This window comes from Breznakiella homolactica (genome assembly GCF_016616095.2).
GTDB lineage: Bacteria > Spirochaetota > Spirochaetia > Treponematales > Breznakiellaceae > Breznakiella > Breznakiella homolactica.
The window spans coordinates 643,140-659,065 of record NZ_CP067089.2 but is presented as its reverse complement, the minus strand read 5'-3'; the positions used below and the strand labels follow the sequence as shown (position 1 = coordinate 659,065).

Annotated in this window: 13 protein-coding genes; all 13 read right to left on the bottom strand. The window is 55.4% G+C overall.

Features of this window, described 5'->3' with window-relative positions:
• Entirely contained in the window at positions 1 to 735 is a 735-nt protein-coding gene (locus tag JFL75_RS03265; protein WP_215625268.1) for an ABC transporter permease subunit, read from the bottom strand.
• Entirely contained in the window at positions 725 to 1,684 is a 960-nt protein-coding gene (locus JFL75_RS03260; RefSeq protein WP_215625267.1) for an ABC transporter ATP-binding protein, read from the bottom strand. The genes JFL75_RS03265 and JFL75_RS03260 overlap by 11 nt, the downstream gene beginning before the upstream one ends.
• Positions 1,685 to 1,822: 138 nt before the next feature.
• Positions 1,823 to 2,749, bottom strand: coding sequence for a ribonuclease Z (locus tag JFL75_RS03255; RefSeq protein ID WP_215625266.1), 927 nt, complete (start codon positions 2,747 to 2,749; stop codon positions 1,823 to 1,825).
• A gap of 451 nt (positions 2,750 to 3,200) precedes the next feature.
• Positions 3,201 to 4,592, bottom strand: a complete 1,392-nt coding sequence (gene creD / locus JFL75_RS03250; protein ID WP_215625265.1) for a cell envelope integrity protein CreD — start codon at positions 4,590 to 4,592, stop codon at positions 3,201 to 3,203.
• 60 nt (positions 4,593 to 4,652) lie between these two features.
• Positions 4,653 to 6,293, bottom strand: a complete 1,641-nt coding sequence (locus JFL75_RS03245; protein ID WP_215625264.1) for a sensor histidine kinase — start codon at positions 6,291 to 6,293, stop codon at positions 4,653 to 4,655.
• Complete coding sequence (locus tag JFL75_RS03240) at positions 6,290 to 6,970, bottom strand: response regulator transcription factor (protein WP_215625263.1); 681 nt, start codon at positions 6,968 to 6,970, stop codon at positions 6,290 to 6,292. Before JFL75_RS03240 ends, JFL75_RS03245 begins: the two co-directional genes overlap by 4 nt.
• 29 nt (positions 6,971 to 6,999) lie before the next feature.
• On the bottom strand, positions 7,000 to 8,088 hold the full coding sequence (locus JFL75_RS03235; RefSeq protein ID WP_215625262.1) for a lipid II:glycine glycyltransferase FemX: 1,089 nt from the start codon (positions 8,086 to 8,088) through the stop codon (positions 7,000 to 7,002).
• Positions 8,088 to 10,355 (bottom strand): methionine--tRNA ligase, encoded by a 2,268-nt coding sequence (metG, locus tag JFL75_RS03230; protein ID WP_215625261.1) that lies wholly within the window; start codon positions 10,353 to 10,355, stop codon positions 8,088 to 8,090. The genes JFL75_RS03235 and metG overlap by 1 nt, the downstream gene beginning before the upstream one ends.
• Before the next feature lie 704 nt (positions 10,356 to 11,059).
• Positions 11,060 to 13,063, bottom strand: coding sequence for an alpha-amylase/4-alpha-glucanotransferase domain-containing protein (locus tag JFL75_RS03225; protein ID WP_215625260.1), 2,004 nt, complete (start codon positions 13,061 to 13,063; stop codon positions 11,060 to 11,062).
• Between the two features lie 133 nt (positions 13,064 to 13,196).
• Complete coding sequence (locus JFL75_RS03220; RefSeq protein WP_215625259.1) at positions 13,197 to 13,781, bottom strand: hypothetical protein; 585 nt, start codon at positions 13,779 to 13,781, stop codon at positions 13,197 to 13,199.
• Entirely contained in the window at positions 13,778 to 14,404 is a 627-nt protein-coding gene (locus JFL75_RS03215) for an Rnf-Nqr domain containing protein (RefSeq protein ID WP_215625258.1), read from the bottom strand. The genes JFL75_RS03220 and JFL75_RS03215 overlap by 4 nt, the downstream gene beginning before the upstream one ends.
• Positions 14,401 to 14,871 carry a hypothetical protein gene (locus tag JFL75_RS03210; protein WP_215625257.1) on the bottom strand — a complete coding sequence of 157 codons (471 nt, stop codon included), beginning with the start codon at positions 14,869 to 14,871 and terminating at the stop codon, positions 14,401 to 14,403. The genes JFL75_RS03215 and JFL75_RS03210 overlap by 4 nt, the downstream gene beginning before the upstream one ends.
• Positions 14,868 to 15,926, bottom strand: a complete 1,059-nt coding sequence (locus JFL75_RS03205) for an RnfABCDGE type electron transport complex subunit D (protein ID WP_215625256.1) — start codon at positions 15,924 to 15,926, stop codon at positions 14,868 to 14,870. Before JFL75_RS03205 ends, JFL75_RS03210 begins: the two co-directional genes overlap by 4 nt.

Sequence of the window (15,926 nt, the reverse complement as noted above, 5' to 3'; positions counted from 1 at the left end):
CTAACTCCACTTCCTGAAGAGGATCACCCGGGTGTTGAGGTACAGGAACAGTACCGTGGTGAGGATAAAAAACGCCGCGTCCCGGGAATCGATGATGCCTTTGGAAAAACTTTCAAAATGAAAAGCCAGGGAAATAAAATTGATGAACCCCGCCAGAACTTCCGGAAGGTTGAAACTCATATTAAGCTGGCTTGCCAGCATCACCACCAGGAGCACCACGGCGCTTCCCAGGAAGGCCCCGCCCTGGTTTTTTGACAGTGACGAGAGGAAAAGCCCCAGGGCGATGGCGGACGATCCCAGCAGCAGGGCGCCCAGATATTCCGTAACAATTATTCCGGCTTCAAAATTCCCCAAGGGAAACAGTGTCAGGGGAAGCGGGATTGTAAGGACCAGCATGAACGCCAGGACACCGACGCAGGCAAGGTATTTGCCCAGAACCAGATTCCATTCGGAAAAAGGCATGGTCAGCAGGAGTTCGATGCTGCCGAGTTTCCGCTCCTCCGCCCAGCTTTTCATGGTAATCACCGGTATGACCAGGATAAACACCATGGGGAATGCCGCGAAAAACGGCCTGAGGGAGGCGGTGTCCATGGCGAAAAACCTCTGGAAATAGAAAAGCCATACCGAGGTAAAAAGCAGAAAAAAGACGGTGATCCCGTACATTGCCGGTGAATAGCTGAAGGAATACAGTTCCTTACCCGCTAAGGCAAGGGTTCCGCCGGTGTTAGGCTTCATGGCTCCCCCCTTCATCACCGGTGAGTTTTACGAAAATATCCTCCAGGCTGAGCCGTTTCCTGTTCATGGCCAGTATCTTGAGGCCCTGGGATACGGCCCAGTCAAAAACAGCTTCACCGTCTACGTCGTTAGTTTCCGCGGCGAGGAATGTAAGCTCCGTGATACCCCGGTCCAGGGGCTTAGCGGAAACCGAAGACAGCCCCTCTCCGAGCAGCGCCGCGAGGGCTTCGATTTCTGCGGGGCTTTTCCCTTTAAGCTGGAGTTCCCAGGTATCGCCCCCTTTCATGGTGGCGGCAATTTCCTCGGGACTACCCTGGGCGGCGATGATCCCTTCGTTGATAATAAGAACCTGGGAGCAAACGGCTTCAACTTCCTGGAGGATATGGGTCGAAAGAATCACGGTCTTGCTCCGTCCCAGTTCCTTTATGAGATTCCGGATATCGATTATCTGGTTCGGGTCGAGGCCGGAAGTAGGTTCATCCAGGATCAGTATGGGAGGATCATGGATAATTGCCTGGGCCAGTCCTACCCGCTGCTTATACCCCTTGGAAAGGGTTTCCACGGTTTTGTTCCTGGCGTTCATAAGGCCGCAGGCTTCCAGGGCTCTCTCCACGGTTTTTTTCCGTTCCGCCTTGGGAACAAGCCGGGATGCCGCAACAAAGGTGAGGTATTCCTCGGGATTGAGGTCACCGTACAGAGGAACGCTTTCGGGGAGATACCCGATCCGTTTTTTAACCTCAAGAGGATTATCCTGCACCGAAATTCCGTCAATCAGGGCTTCTCCGCGGTCAGGAAAATGGTACCCCGTAAGAATCTTCATAACCGTGGTTTTTCCGGCCCCGTTGGGTCCGAGAAATCCGAGCACCTGGCCGGTGCCGGCCTCAAAGGAAACATCCCGGACCGCTTCAACCGGTCCGTAGTATTTTGTAAGTCCCTGGACCTGTATCATAGGATACTGTTCTCCCATTTATTTGCAGCGAAAAAGCCTTAAGGATTTTTTGTGAAAACAACCGTACAATAATTGTAACAAAAAACTCCCGGCGGCGGTAACAAAAAAAACCAAAAAAGATTCCCGGAGAACTCACGGCTAGTCGATATACTCAATGGGGAAAATGCTCCGGTCCCTGGTCAGAACCGTTTCAGGAAACACATCCTGGGCTTCCTTCAAAAGCCGTTTCAGATTGAATTCCGTGTACCGGGGGCTGTAATGGATGAGAGCTAGTTTTCTGACCCGGGCTTCCAGGGCTATCCGGGCGGCCTGCTCCGCGGTCATGTGCTTTTTTTCCCGGGCGCTTTCCTCAAGCTCCTTCTCAAACATACCTTCGCAGATAAGCAGATCGGAACCTTCCACTTCCCCGGAGATTTCCGGGAACGCCAGCGTATCGGTTACATAAGAAAATTTCCTGCCCGACCGTGGTTCGCCGAGGACATCTTCGGGACGGACCTCGGTCCCGCCGGATGACAGAACCGTTTCCCCGGACTGGAGCTTTGACCAGAGCGGGCCCCGGGGAACCCCGAGCTGTTCGGCTTTTTCCGGATGGAACTGCCCCGGCCGGCCGTCTTCTTCAAAGACATATCCCATACAGATTCTGGTATGCCGCAGGGGAAAAGCCCGGACCCGGAAACCGTCGCCTTCGTATACGACACCGGGTTCCGTAATTTCCTTGACGATGATCTCGTAATTGATATACATATCCAGGACTTTGCGGCTGGTTTCGATATACTCCGCCGTTTTTGGCGGACCGATTATATACAGCGGATCGTCCCGGTCGACCTGGGATGAAAGCATGAGAATGCCCGGGAGCCCGGTAACGTGATCCGCGTGGGTATGGCTGACAAAAATAGCGGAAATCTTCTTCCAGCGCAGGTTGAGTTTCCGCAGGGAAACCTGGGTTCCCTCACCTCCGTCAAAGAGGAACAGCTCCCCTTCCCTTCTTAGCAGCACCGAAGTAAGATGCCGGTTCGGCAGAGGCATCATGCCGCCGCATCCGAGTACAAAAGCTTCAAGATTCATGTAACATTCAGTATACAGAAAAAAAGCCCATCGGTGCAATATTAAGGGGGAGCACAGAGACTGACAGGCCGGAAAGCACCTGTGGGTATCGGGTCCGCGGGGCCTGTCACGGGAAAGCGAGTATGGCGGTGTGTCGGCCTTCGGCCTCGAAAACCGGTTTATATGACAGACCCGGCGTTACCATAAGGGCGGGTGCTTTCCGGCTTAACCGGCTCGGTGCTGCTCCGAGAGGAGGGCTGCTCCCCCTCGCTCCAGCCTTGCCGCAGTACGTGTGGAGTTTTGCTTTACAAAACTCCTAAAAGACTTGACGCCGCAGGCGGCAAGTCTTACGCTACCCCCACTTCGGGCTCCCGGGTGTGTGGGGGCTGGTTTGTCTTAATTTGTCACATCTTACTATACCGACCGTTAGGTATATTATCCGTATTTCCAACAATTTTATCCGGGTACCGCATTAGGCTGGGTACTCCGGGGAATCCTGCTCCTGAATATTGTCCAGGTCGCCGGGAAAAGCCGGAGGCAGGGATTCGGGAGGCTCCGGGGGTTTTCTGCCTCCCAGGGCGTACCAGTCCACATTCCGGGTTATAAACATCACCAGCACCACCACCGCGAAGAGGCCTACGGAACCGATGAGCAGGGCGTAATCCTGGGACTGCAGAGCGGAGTAAAGGTACCCGTAGAGAAGGACCAGAACCGGGACAAGGACCAGCCCGCGGCTCAGTTTTTTCATTACCGCTCCGGTATACAGGCTTACGGCGGCAATGACAGCTCCCGACGCCAGGATATAGGCTCCCAGGAAATTGATCTGCTCCGCCAGGGAAAGCAGGAGGGCGTAAAATATGATATCCGCCACTCCCACCAGGGCGTACTGAATCGGGTGGATACGCTGTTTCGCGAACAGTTCAAACAAAAGAATTACAATAAAGGGGACAGCGATAAAAAGCAGGGCGTATTTCAGGGCCCGTTCCGTCTTGTGGTAGACACCAACGGAATCAAAGAGTTCCACCCCAAATCCTTTGTAATACTGGAACCCCCGGGTGCCTGCGGCTATATCGAAATACTCAGGCCATTTCCCCGTCCCCAGGGCCTGCCGCCAGTGGGCGGAAAAACCATCCTCACCGATTTCCCGCATTATCGGGGAGGTATCGCCGATAAAGGACGGCGTAGTCCAGTCCGACTCGATCCGGATATCGTTTCCCATTCCCAGGGGCATAATCCGGATGGATCCGCCGCCGCCGGTTTCGAGGTCCATGGACACTTCAAGCGGCCCCTGGGATAGCGGTATCGTCCCGCCCAGGGCGCTCCCGGCAATCTGGAGCGGAGCGAAATCAGCGGTGAGGGCTATGGTCCGGTTGTCCCCGGTTGTAACTGCGGGCATTTCCCTGAGCACCGCCGGGTCGGGAACTTCCATATACAGACGGGCCTGGTCAAACTGAACCGAACACCGGCCCGGGTACAGCGGGGATATCCGGTCTTCCTGGATATCAAAAACAGCCCTGATGAAAAAATTCCCGGTAAACACAGGGGCGGAATAAATCCCCCGGGAACGGAGTTCCGTAGCGGCCTGGCCATGAACCGTGTATTCCCTGGGAAATATAACAACATTTCGCCGTTCGGTTTTATTCTCAAAAGTTTCGTACACCGGGACCACAAGATAGGGCCCGGCCAGGAACAGTTCCCCGCCGGCGCCGGCGATAATATCATTTTTAACTGAATCCGCCAGCATCTTCCGTTCCCGCACAATGGATGAGAGCATTGCCACGGGAATGAGCAAAGCCAGGGAAAGCCCAGCGATAATGAGTGCCTTTACTCCGAAAAAGCTGCCGCCGGTAATTTTTTTCTGCATACAGTACCTCCTGATATGTTTCCATTCTGAAGTACGAATGCGGCGGAATTATGGCGGAAATCAGTCTTTTTCGGGGAATTCCATGGTAAAGCAGGCGCCCGGGGAATCTCCTGATTCCGGGGAGCCGGAATGCGGACCCGGCGTTTCTGCCCGGGCCGTACCCCCGGCGTTCTCCGCGATAGCCCGGACCAGGGCAAGTCCCAAACCTGAATGTTCCCGGGAACGTTCACCCCGGCGGTGGGAATAAAACCGTTCGAATATTTTTTCTTCCATCCCCGGCGGGATACCCGGACCGCTGTCGCGGACCCTGAATACAAATAAGCCCGGGGTATACGTAAGCATGGCCGTTACGGCGATGCCCGGCGGAGAAAATGAAACCGCGTTGTCCAGGAGGTTTCTCACGGCGATTTCCAGGTTCTGGGGCTCCGCGGCGATGCCGGAGTTTTCCGGTACAGAACCCAGTTCCAGCGCAATGCTGCCGCTGGGGTACTGGGAAGCCAGATTCCGGATGATTTCCCTGAATTCCGCGGCGGAGGTTCTTCCGCCCCGCCGTTCGAGAAGCGCCATGGAACGGAGGCCCTCAATGGTTTTTTCCATGCGGGAACAGGCATTCTGGATCGACCTGACGAGTTCCTGCTGCGCGGGGTCGCTGGTTTCCATAAGTTCGGCATTGGCCCGAATCCCCGCCAGGGGATTCCGGAGTTCGTGGGAGGCGTCAGCGGAAAAACGGAGCGCCCAGTCAATGTGTCTGTCCAGGCGGTTTACCAGGTCCGAAAACGCCAGGGCCAGGGCGTCGACCTCGTCCTTTCTTCCGCTCCCGGAAAAACTGATTTTCGCGGCGGGTGAACCGGAACGGCGGAAGGATTCCGCCTGCTTTTTCAGCCGCGACAGCGGCCGGGATATGGTAAGGGAAAGTATCAACGATACCGCGGCAGCCATAAGCAGGCTGTACAGAAATACCCTTCCTACCCCGAGCCGGAGGGTATAGAGGTCCCCCAGGATCCGGTAGGTTGACTGGGATACCAGCACCGCCCCCTGGACTTCACCATCTCTTAAAACCGTCAGGGCCGAATAGAGGGTAATGGAAGTCTGGCCGCCGCCGGAAACCCGGGTGAAAGAACCGTAACAACCCGCCAGGGCTGCCTTTATCTCCGGCCCGTCGAATATTTTTTTGCCGGAATAATAATCCGCCGTTTCCAGGGGAGGCCTGGGAGGCAGAATATATTTCCGGTATATCCGGACGGGGACCGACAGCGCCCGGTACAGAAGTGTCGACCGGGGTGATGATTTTTCCGGGGAATCATCCGCCGGGGTGTAGCTTTCCTCCGCCGATACGGCGGATCCGGAATCCGATTTGCGGGCCGCAGCCCCGGCGCCGGACGGAACAGACTGGACAGTCCCGGAAATACTGCTGTCCGCCAGAAGTCCTCCATCCGCGGAAAGAACCCGGATACGGCTGGTATGTCTCTGTTCCAGCCTGGCTATAACGGCGCCCGCCCGCTGGGCGTCCAGCTCCGATTCGCCGAGCCAGGCGGCCAGGGCACGGCCTTCCTGGACCAGGGCGTGCTCCAGCTTTTCCAGAAGCGCCTTTTCATAGGCTTTGAAACTTAAAAACCCGGCCACCGGAACGAAGATAAGCAGAATATTAAACAGGAAAAGCCTGAGCACAATGGGCCCCCGGAGGAGCGGTTTGAGCTTCATCGCTCCTCCAGACGGTACCCGAGGCCGTATACGGACGCCACCGTATCCTTGCCGGCGCCGGCGTCTTCGAGTTTTCTGCGGAGCCGCTTTACGTGGCTGTCAATGCTCCGGTCCGAAACCCAGGTATCCTGGGGCCAGGCGTGCCGGAGCAGCTGATCCCGGGTAAGGACATTTCCCCAATGTTCGTATAAAGCCAGAAGTATTCTGAATTCGGTTATGGTAAGGCGCAGTTCCTGTCCGTTGTACCACGCCCGGAAAGCGTCCGTATCCATAAAGATACCTTTTTCTCCGGGAACCTCAAATGAGGCACTGCGGCTCCGGCGGAGTACCGCCCGGACTCTGGCGCAGAGCTCCCTGACGGAAAAGGGCTTCCCGATATAATCATCCGCCCCGAGGGAAAAGCCGCCGAGACGGTCGAGTTCTTCGTCCCGGGATGTCAGGAGAATCACCGGAAGTTCACGGCCGCTCATCCGGAGCCGGCTCAGTATGGCGGTCCCCTCAAGGCCCGGCATCATAATGTCCAGAACCGCCAGTTCTATTTCCGGATTTTCCTGGAGTATCCGCCAGGCTGAAAGGCCGTCATCCGCCGATAAAACACTGTGGCCGTCCCGGGCAAGGGCAATAAATACCGCGTCCCGCACCGACGGTTCATCATCTGCTATCAATACAAACGCCATTGGGCGGTCCTTCCATTTCCATGGATTGATTATAACCCGTTTTTCCGGTACCGCTGCCGTTTTTTTGCGTCCCGGAGCTTTTTGCGCAGGGTTTCCGCCGCGTTGAAAAGCCGCCGCATCACGTGCCGGTAGGTGTAATCCCAGCTTCCGGGACGGTGGATAATACGGCCGCCGAATCCCGTTTTAAACCGGTACAGGCCGGCCATGGGATGGCCGGGATCATCCCTGGGGGGAATACCGAAAAGGTCGTACTCAAGGCATCCCGCCGCCTTTGCGTCTTTCATGGCCTGCCACTGCAGCGCATAGGGAGCCATTAGATTGCGTTTTGTGTCCCCGGAGGCGCCGTATAAATAGGTTGCCGTGGTTCCGCGGAAAATAATGATCACTGCGGCCAGGGTTTCGCCCTCATGGTCCGCCGTATATAAACGCAGGTCCTGTCCGTTGCCGGGGTAGTCCGCGGCGTGGGAAAACAGGGTTTTATAGTAATCGATCCCGTGTATAGCGATGCCGTCCCGTTTCGCGGTTTCCCCATAAAGGCGGTAGAACGTATCGAGGCCGCCGGCATCCTGGCGGCGGACAGTGACTCCTTTCTTTTCGGCCAGCCGAATATTATACCGCCATTTGGGTTTCATCTGGCTGAGAATCGCTTCTTCGTCCTCCGCCAGACTGACAATCACCGTATCAGGAGGCTGGATATCCGCTCCCGACCGGGCAAAGGGCTGGAAAACAGGGGGAGGCGCGGCGTCGGCGCCTTCACTGTACCAGGGAGGATCAAACCGTATAAACGCCGTGTCCGGGGACAGGAGAGGTTTCAAGTGGTCCGCCACCGCCAGGAGCAGCCCGTTCCGTTCATTATCAGAGTCAGGAAACCCCGCGGGCAGTTCCGGTCCCCAGGGAACGTAGGCAAAGGTAATGCCCGGGGCAAGCCTCCGGCGTATGACCAGCAGGGGTGTGGGTTCCGCATATTCCCATTCAATCAGGAACGCCCGGGCGTTCCAGCCGAACCGGGCTTTAAAACTGCCCCAGAATGCCGACTGAAGAAACGAAGACGCCCTGTTGCAACTGGCCAGATCCGCCGGAATAAGTCCCCGGATGGGAAACTGTCCGGGACCGGCCATCAGCCAACCTCACCGGTGGGAATCATCGATGTCTTTACCGGTTTTCCCTCAATCATCAGAGGCTTTCCCTCAATCATGACCGCATGGTTCTCAACGGTTATGGGGATTGAAAAGAAGGTATCGATTTTAATCTGCTCCGGTGTTTCCCCGGGTTCAACCCCTTCCAGGACGACCCTGGTCCCCGTTGGGGTGTCACCGGCGTCAAGGACCTCAACCCGCTCATTGCCGCTGCTGTCGGTGTCCGACGCGGCCAGGAGCATGCCGTGGCTTTCAATCCCCCGGAATTTCGCCTTTTTGAGATTGTAGGCCACAATGATATGCTTGTTGAGGAGATCCTCTTCTTTGTAATGGGGAACCAGACCGGAAACAATGGTCCGTTCCTCCCCGGCGATATCCAGTTTTATGACAAAGAGTTTCTCCGCCTGGGGAACCCTTTCAATATTTACGATTTTGGCAACCCGGAGGTTTATGGTTTTCGCGAACCGCTGGTCCGCCGGTTCCGCGGGAGTTTCCTGCTTCGGGGCTTTTTCAGAAACCGCCTTTTCCGCGTCCCCGCCGGACTTCCGTTCCTCCCGGTCCTTCTGGCTCCCGGAATACCGTTCCCTGAGTTCCAGAATATGGCTGTCCTCGAGCTTCGGAAACAGGACCTCACTGTGAACCACCGAATGGATACCCCGGGGTTCACCGATATCCATCCAGGACAGCCCGCCGGATCCGATGGAAAGGCCGAAAAAGGATGCCACCTTTTCCGCGGCCGTCGGCATATAGGGATGGATCATAACCGCGATATCCCGGACAACGTGGCACAGTTCATGGATAAGCTGTTCCGCCTTCCGTGGGTCTTCTTTCCGGGTTTTCCAGGGCTCGCCGTCCTGGAACCGTTTGTTCGCGTAGGATGACAGTTCAAATATTGTCTTGAAGGCGTCCCGTAGTTCCGCCCGTTCGAGTTTCTGGGCTATCGCCGATTCGTACTCCCGGAGGGTGTTCCAGAATTCCCCGTCCCTGAGCGAATCATGGCCGGAGGGGATCTTGCCGTCATAGTACCGTGAAACAAATGAAAGGGTCCGGTTTATCAGATTGCCGAGATTTCCGATGAGTTCACCGTTGACCTTCTCCTGGAAATCCTTCCAGGTGAAAAGGGCGTCTGATTTTTCCGGACGGTTGTAGAAAATATAAAACCGCCACACATCCGCACCGATTCCGGTTTCCATCACATCGGTGCCGAAAACCCCCACCCCCTTGGATTTGGAGAATTTCCCGCTTTCATAGTTGAGGTACTCGGTGCTGGACATATGGAAAAGCATGGTCCAGTTCTCACCGGTCCCCAGGAGGCTTGAGGGGAAAATTACCGTATGGAAGGGGATATTATCCTTGCCGATAAACTGGAACAGCTCCACTTCATCGGGTTTTTTCCACCAGTGATCGGTAAATTTGTGCCAGTCCGAAGTACGCTCCGCTCCCAGATTCCCGGTTATGGAAATATAGCCGATGGGCGCGTCAAACCATACGTAAAAAACCTTGTTCTCGTATCCCGGTTTCGGCACAGGGATACCCCATTTGAGGTCCCTGGTTATGGCCCGTTCCCGGAGGCCGTCCCGGATCCAGGCCTGGGTCATCTGCACAGCGTTGTTTGCCCAGAACCCCCTGACCGAGGTTTCCTTGATCCACGGCTCCAGCCGGTCCTTAATAGCGGGAAGGTCTATATACAGGTGCTTTGTGGACTGCAGGGACGGTTTTGAACCGCAGCTTGAGCAGCGGGGGTCCTTGAGCTCCGTTGGATCCAGGAGTTTCCCGCAGGATTCGCACTGATCGCCCCGGGCGTCCTCGTAACCGCAGTGGGGACAGATCCCGCGGACATACCGGTCCGCCAGGAACCGGCCGCAGGTAGCGCAGTGGAGCTGCTCAATGGTCCGCTCCACAATATACCCCTGGGCATCAAGCTTTTTAAAGATATCCTGGACGATTTCCGTCTGGATCGGGGTCGAAGTACGGCCGAATTTATCAAAGGCAATATTAAACCAGCGGTAGATTTCGGCATGGATGGCATAGTACCGGTCACACAATTCCTGAGGGGAGATCCCCTCTTCCGCCGCTCTGGTTTCCGTGGCGGTTCCGTATTCATCGGTACCGCATATATACAGTGTTTCATACCCCTTGAGCCGGCAGAACCGGGCAAAACAGTCGGCGGATAAAACCTGTATAAGGTTTCCGAGGTGGGGCACATTGTTGATATACGGAAGAGCTGAAGTTACTAATCTGCGTTTCATGATTGGTTTACTATAGGAAGTAAGATAAACAAATGTCAAGGATGCGGGGGAGCACAAGGCTGTAAACGCACCAAGCACCCGTGTTTAACAGTGCCGCGGGTCCTGCCGGATAAGAATGGGTATGGTTCCTCGTCGGCCTCCGGCCTCGAAAGTCGCTCATACCCATTCTTATCCGGCACCCGGCGTTACCATTATGTACGGGTGCTTGGTGCTTCTACTTGCCGGGGGTAACTGTTTCCGGCGGGCGGCTCCCCCTCGCTCCAGCCTTGCCGAACCATCTGTGGAGTTTTGCGGAGCAAAACTCCTAAAAGACTTGGCGCCGCAGGCGGCAAGTCTTACGCTACCCCCACTCCGGGGTCCCGGGCGGCGGCTGATGTACCCTAATATCCGTGACATCGGCTATACCTAACGGTAGGTATATTTTTCTGCACTTTCCGGTAGGCGATACGACACCATCTATGAAAATGTTCTCTTACCCAACCCCCGCCAAGGCAGAGCACCCGCATTATTCACAGAACAGCAGCACAGAAGCATGGGGAAAACCCGGTAACGCGGGGTGGCTTGAGGAAAGGGCGTATGAGCGACTTTCGAGGCCGCAGGCCACTGAGGAGCCATACGCCCTTTCTTCAAGCCAGGCCCCCCGGATCCGGTATCTCCATGCTTCAGTGCTGTTAAGTACAGGTATAACGCGGGTGCTCTGCTGGTTAGTGCTGGATTCTCAGGGAATAGGCGGTATTCCAGGACTCTCCGGGTTCCAGAGAGACCCGTTTAAGGGGAAGTACGCAGGTAGATTGGTAATAATCCCCGATAACACCGCCGATCCGGCACCGCGTCCGTACGGGCATGATGAAACAGTTAAAATTACCGTCGGAATTAAAATGAAGGATGGTTTCGTTTTTTACATCCTGGAACTCAATCCCCGCGATATCCCTGTACTCCCGGGAATCACCCGCCGCCGGTTCTTTCCCTTCACCCTTGATCAGGAATACACGCTGGAGATTACTTCCTTCCCCATAAAACGACAGGTCGATTTCGGAAGTAAAAGTAAAGGTCTCCGGTTTTTCGCCGGTGTTCGTAAAAGTGTACAGAATACTCAGGGTATCCTTTTTAAGCCGGTACAGTTTCTCAATTTCCACCGAACCGAAGGGGCCTTTGTTATTCCGGGAAAGCCTGAACCGAGCCTCCTGGCGGAGCCGGTCCATGTGCAGGAGGTCATAGGTTTCCTCGGAACAGCAGCGGCATCCTGTATACACCCCCGCGGCAAGGTCCCCGGGAACAGCGTCCGCCGGACACAGCCGGTCAAGAAAAGCCGAACGGCGGTAGCCGTCTTCGGGCCCCGGGTCCTGTACATAGGGCTCGGGCCGTCGGGCAAAGGTATCGAGGTAGTTCCATGTTTTCGGCAGGTAATCCAGTTCAAAGACCGCGGCGCCCCGGGGTTTTACGTAACAGTTGATGGTCTTATTCTGGAAAAGGTATTCTTTTTCGCCGTCCAGATCAAAGTCAACCGCCGCCAGGGAAGGAATAAACGTTCCCTTTTCCCGGGTTATCCGTTCGGCGGTGATCAGCGCCCGGTACGCGGCCTTGCGGATAAGGTTGTTGTATATGCCGCCGTCACCGATGTGGCAGAACACATCATACCCCTGGGATTTCCAGAGTTCTTCCCGGGCAATCCGCTTCCGTGATTTATCGCCCCTGAGCTGATTGATAAGCCCCGCGGTATACAGCATTTTTGAATAGATTCCGTTTGCCTCGGGGTATTTGGCCAGACAGTTTTTCGGCATGGAACCGGGATAAAAACTGGGTGAACGGGAATACGGTATATCCCCTTCGGATTCCCCGGGGTCTTTGATCTTTTTGGCGTTTTTCAGGCCCATGGTCCAGTACGAAAAACGCCGGTCCGCGGAGTTCGGAAAAAAGCCCTTTTCCAGCGGCGGTAATCCCTTGAGAATACGGCCGGGGCTGGTAAACTGCATGCGGCCGCTCCATTGGGACAGTTCCTCGAAAAAGCGGTATACCCCCAGCTCTTCTCCGCCCTTTTCAGAATCGGCTCCATAAAAACTGTCCGGGAAAACCGTGATAATCCGTTCCTGGGTTTTTAGTCCTTCGGAACCGATCTTTTCAAGAACCGCCGCGGGTTCCTTGAGGGCAAACTCCCCGGAATAGCGGCCGGAAACCGGAAATACCGTAATAAGTTTTCCCTGGTCCTCGCTGGTACAGGGATATTCCAGTCCCGGTCCGGTAAACCCCGCCAGGAGAAACTGCTCCTCATCGAGGAAAGTATAGGCCATACCCGACGTATTCAGGGGACTCACCATATTCTGTTCCCAGGATAAGGCCGGCAGCCAGCAGCCCTGGGGTCGCTTTCCGAACTGTTTGCGGAGATAAGTGGTGAGCATTTCTATCTGCCCGATTTTATCAGACAGGGGAAGAAATGACATCAGGGGTTCGTAAAATCCGCCCCCCAGAAGTTCCACCTGCTTCCGGGAGATTAAATCTTCCAGAAGCATAAAAAACTCCGGACGATGGCGTTCGATCCAGTTAAGGAGAACCCCGGAGTAATGGACCATTGCGGGAATTTCCGGAAATTTGTACAGGGTAGTGATAAAGGGCTTCAGTTTTTTTTCATAAACAGATTCAAATTCCTCATCGGCTGAACCGTATGGAACATGGCAGTGGGTGCCGAGCATTATTTTTTTGTCACTATTCATTGTGTCTTTTCACCCCTGCGCTGCTTTTTTTCACTATGATATCACCATTTTAGTCCAATTTTTCTAGTATGAAAAGGAAAAAAACACAATACAAAACCGGCAGCCAATACCGCCGCCGGGCATGTCCGGAAAATCAGAAAATATTAAGAGCGTTAAAAAGCACCGCCGCGACCGAAGAAAAAATAAGCGACAGGAGCCCCATGGAAATAAACATCAGGGGAGCGCCCCTGAGAAACGGCGGAACCGTTTCTATGTTTGAGCGTTTATCGATTTCTTTTACGATACAGGCGGCACAAAGATACCCCAAGCAAAAACCAAGGGCAAGCACCAGAACTTCACCGAATGAGACCGCCAGGTGTATTGTAAAGTACGAAGCCGCCACAGGCAGGCCGCTGGTTCCCAGCAGAGTTTCCTGGGTATCCCCCTGCTGGAAAAAAGGAATGCCCCCGGTCACCTTCCGGAGTCCCAGATAGGACAGCATTGAAAGCGGAAGGATCAGCACCGACTCCAGAATCCCCAGCGCCAGGGGGCTGAGGATAAATGAAAAAACAAGCCATATAACGATAACGGTTCCGAATACCAGGAGACACTGGTGCAGGATTGAGCGGGTCGTTTCCGGCCGCCGGTCGAGTACATTCCGGATTCCCATCCCGAATTGGACCAGCAGGTTGAGGGAAAGACCGGAAAAAAGCGCCAGAGAAAGAATGTGCCCGGTCATGAAGCCTCCTTATCGGCGGGCTTGTTCCTGATTTTCCGGTACAGTGATATTGCGTAGCCCAGCAGGATAAACGCCCCGGAAGACGAGGAGACAATCCGGTTAGCCAAGGCTGACCCGCTGCCGAAGCGGACCAGTTCGAATACCCCCTGTATGCCCGGGAGGGTTATTACGCCAAACCCGAAGGGCTCACGTACCAGCGCCAGGGCGAGGATAAGAGCGCCGAGAATCAGCGCTTCAATCAAACCTTCATACAGACCTTCATCGAGGCCCAGACTGTCCATGCGCGGAAGAATGGCGGAATTAACAAAAGACAGAGGAACGAGCAATACGATGAACGCAAGGTCCAGCACTAACAGCGGACTGGCCAGGGACAGTATAAAAAGAAAAAGGCCCGTAAAAAGACTGGCGATAAAAATGTGTATCAGTTTTGCGCTGTTTTTCGGGATTGCCCGCTTTGCGGGTATGGAAACGGCTATGGTCAGGCCGTAAACGAATATGATTGCGAGAAACAGTATCAGGGCAAAGGCGACCCGGCTGCTGGCAAGAATAAGCAGAGACGTACTTGCCAGGGAAGAAAGGGGGCTGCGGGAGCCCCAAAAGGGATGTGAGTCGTGGCTGCTCATGGCTGCTCCTTGGCCCGCAGGATGCGTTCACCCGATTCAATGCGGCGTATATAGGTCTGCCTGGTAATTTCGGGAATACGGTCCATGACAGCGGACGCATGGTTGCTCAGCGGGATCAGTGATTCGACGGTACCGTTTTCCGAGACAAAGGTCAGGCAGGACAACGGGATACCGTCATTCACCATTGAGAAAACCACCGCGATTTTTCCGGGGGTATCGGTTTCGAACCGGGACCCAAGCTGGCCGGCCCTGCCCGGCAGGCCCCAGGCTGAAATCGCGGCGGTCAGTCTCCGGGGATCTTCGTTCTGCATAAGGACCCGGTTGACCGTGCGGATAAACCGCCGTTCACGGACCGGCTGGGTGAACAGCCAGAGCAGTCCGATTACCAGAAGGGTTCCCATAATCCACGCAGCGGAAATCCCCGCTTCTTTTAAGGCGGTCTGCCGGTCAGGTTTTTCCGTCATCATACGGGCAGCCTCCGACGGTCATAAAACAGGCGGCTTTCCAGCCCGCGGAGCAGAGGAACCAGGCTATTCACCAGGGCCACGGCGAAAAAAGCGCCGTAGGATTCCATACCGATATACCGGAATACGTAACTCAGGAGTGCGCACAGGGTGACACTGACCCCGATTCCCATATTCGATTTTGCCCCCGTTACCGGATCGGCGATAAGCAGAAACGCGGCAACCATGGTCCCGCCGGTGCAGAACCCGAAGAGGATATCCCCGTTCCAGAGATCCCCGCCAAAGGGGAGCGCTCCGAAAACACGGATCAGAAGGCCGTAAACAAAGAGATACAGAGCCGGGATCCAGACCCGGTTAACCTGGGACGCGGTGATAAGGATGGTCCCAATAAGCAGCGCCAGGAGCCCCCGGTCCGCGATAATTCCCGTTCCGTACGGCAGGAACAGATTAACGTATCCCCCGGGCAGCTTTGCCCCGGTAAATGACAGAATGGTTGAATTCAATGTCCCCGTAACCATGGTATCGGTATGGCTGACGGGATATCCGGTGATGCTGAGAATCCCCAGAGGCGATCCCTGAGCGTCGGTGCCGCCCCGCATCACCGCGTCGTAAAGGTTATTCAGGATTGAGCCTGAGAGAGCGCCGGCAAAAAGTACGGGCCAGGAAAACCGGATAAACAGCCATCCCGCCAGCGCCGGGTTGAGCCAGTTTGCGCCCAGTCCCCCGAAACTGTATTTCACAACACCAACGGCGAACGCGGCGCCCAGGGCCGCCAGCACGGGGTGCAGGGTATTGGGCAGCATGACAGTCAGGATCAGAGCCGTGGCCAGGGCGCTGCCGTCCTTGAGGACATTCCGGTTTGACCGTATGTTCAGCAGAAGTTCCGTTCCCAGGGCGCCGATGACGGCGGCGGCGGCGATATACAGAGTCGATATTTCGGTAACCGCCGACTGGATTACCGCAAATCCCGCGCAGAGACAGACGAGCCACATCCGGCGCGATGTTGAGCGGGCGAGATTAACCTGGGGTCTCTGGTTTAATGAATCATTGCCGTACAT

Excerpts from the sequence above, each read along its gene's own strand:
- JFL75_RS03235 (WP_215625262.1), bottom strand. The coding sequence starts at position 8,088 with ATGGCCGGTCCCGGACAGTTTCCCATCCGGGGACTTATTCCGGCGGAT.
- JFL75_RS03260 (WP_215625267.1), bottom strand. The coding sequence starts at position 1,684 with ATGATACAGGTCCAGGGACTTACAAAATACTACGGACCGGTTGAAGCG.
- JFL75_RS03240 (WP_215625263.1), bottom strand. The coding sequence starts at position 6,970 with ATGGCGTTTGTATTGATAGCAGATGATGAACCGTCGGTGCGGGACGCG.
- metG (WP_215625261.1), bottom strand. The coding sequence starts at position 10,355 with ATGAAACGCAGATTAGTAACTTCAGCTCTTCCGTATATCAACAATGTG.
- JFL75_RS03245 (WP_215625264.1), bottom strand. The coding sequence starts at position 6,293 with ATGAAGCTCAAACCGCTCCTCCGGGGGCCCATTGTGCTCAGGCTTTTC.
- JFL75_RS03210 (WP_215625257.1), bottom strand. The coding sequence starts at position 14,871 with ATGATGACGGAAAAACCTGACCGGCAGACCGCCTTAAAAGAAGCGGGG.
- JFL75_RS03265 (WP_215625268.1), bottom strand. The coding sequence starts at position 735 with ATGAAGCCTAACACCGGCGGAACCCTTGCCTTAGCGGGTAAGGAACTG.
- JFL75_RS03215 (WP_215625258.1), bottom strand. The coding sequence starts at position 14,404 with ATGAGCAGCCACGACTCACATCCCTTTTGGGGCTCCCGCAGCCCCCTT.
- JFL75_RS03220 (WP_215625259.1), bottom strand. The coding sequence starts at position 13,781 with ATGACCGGGCACATTCTTTCTCTGGCGCTTTTTTCCGGTCTTTCCCTC.
- JFL75_RS03255 (WP_215625266.1), bottom strand. The coding sequence starts at position 2,749 with ATGAATCTTGAAGCTTTTGTACTCGGATGCGGCGGCATGATGCCTCTG.
- JFL75_RS03225 (WP_215625260.1), bottom strand. The coding sequence starts at position 13,063 with ATGAATAGTGACAAAAAAATAATGCTCGGCACCCACTGCCATGTTCCA.
- creD (WP_215625265.1), bottom strand. The coding sequence starts at position 4,592 with ATGCAGAAAAAAATTACCGGCGGCAGCTTTTTCGGAGTAAAGGCACTC.
- JFL75_RS03205 (WP_215625256.1), bottom strand. The coding sequence starts at position 15,926 with ATGTACGGCAATGATTCATTAAACCAGAGACCCCAGGTTAATCTCGCC.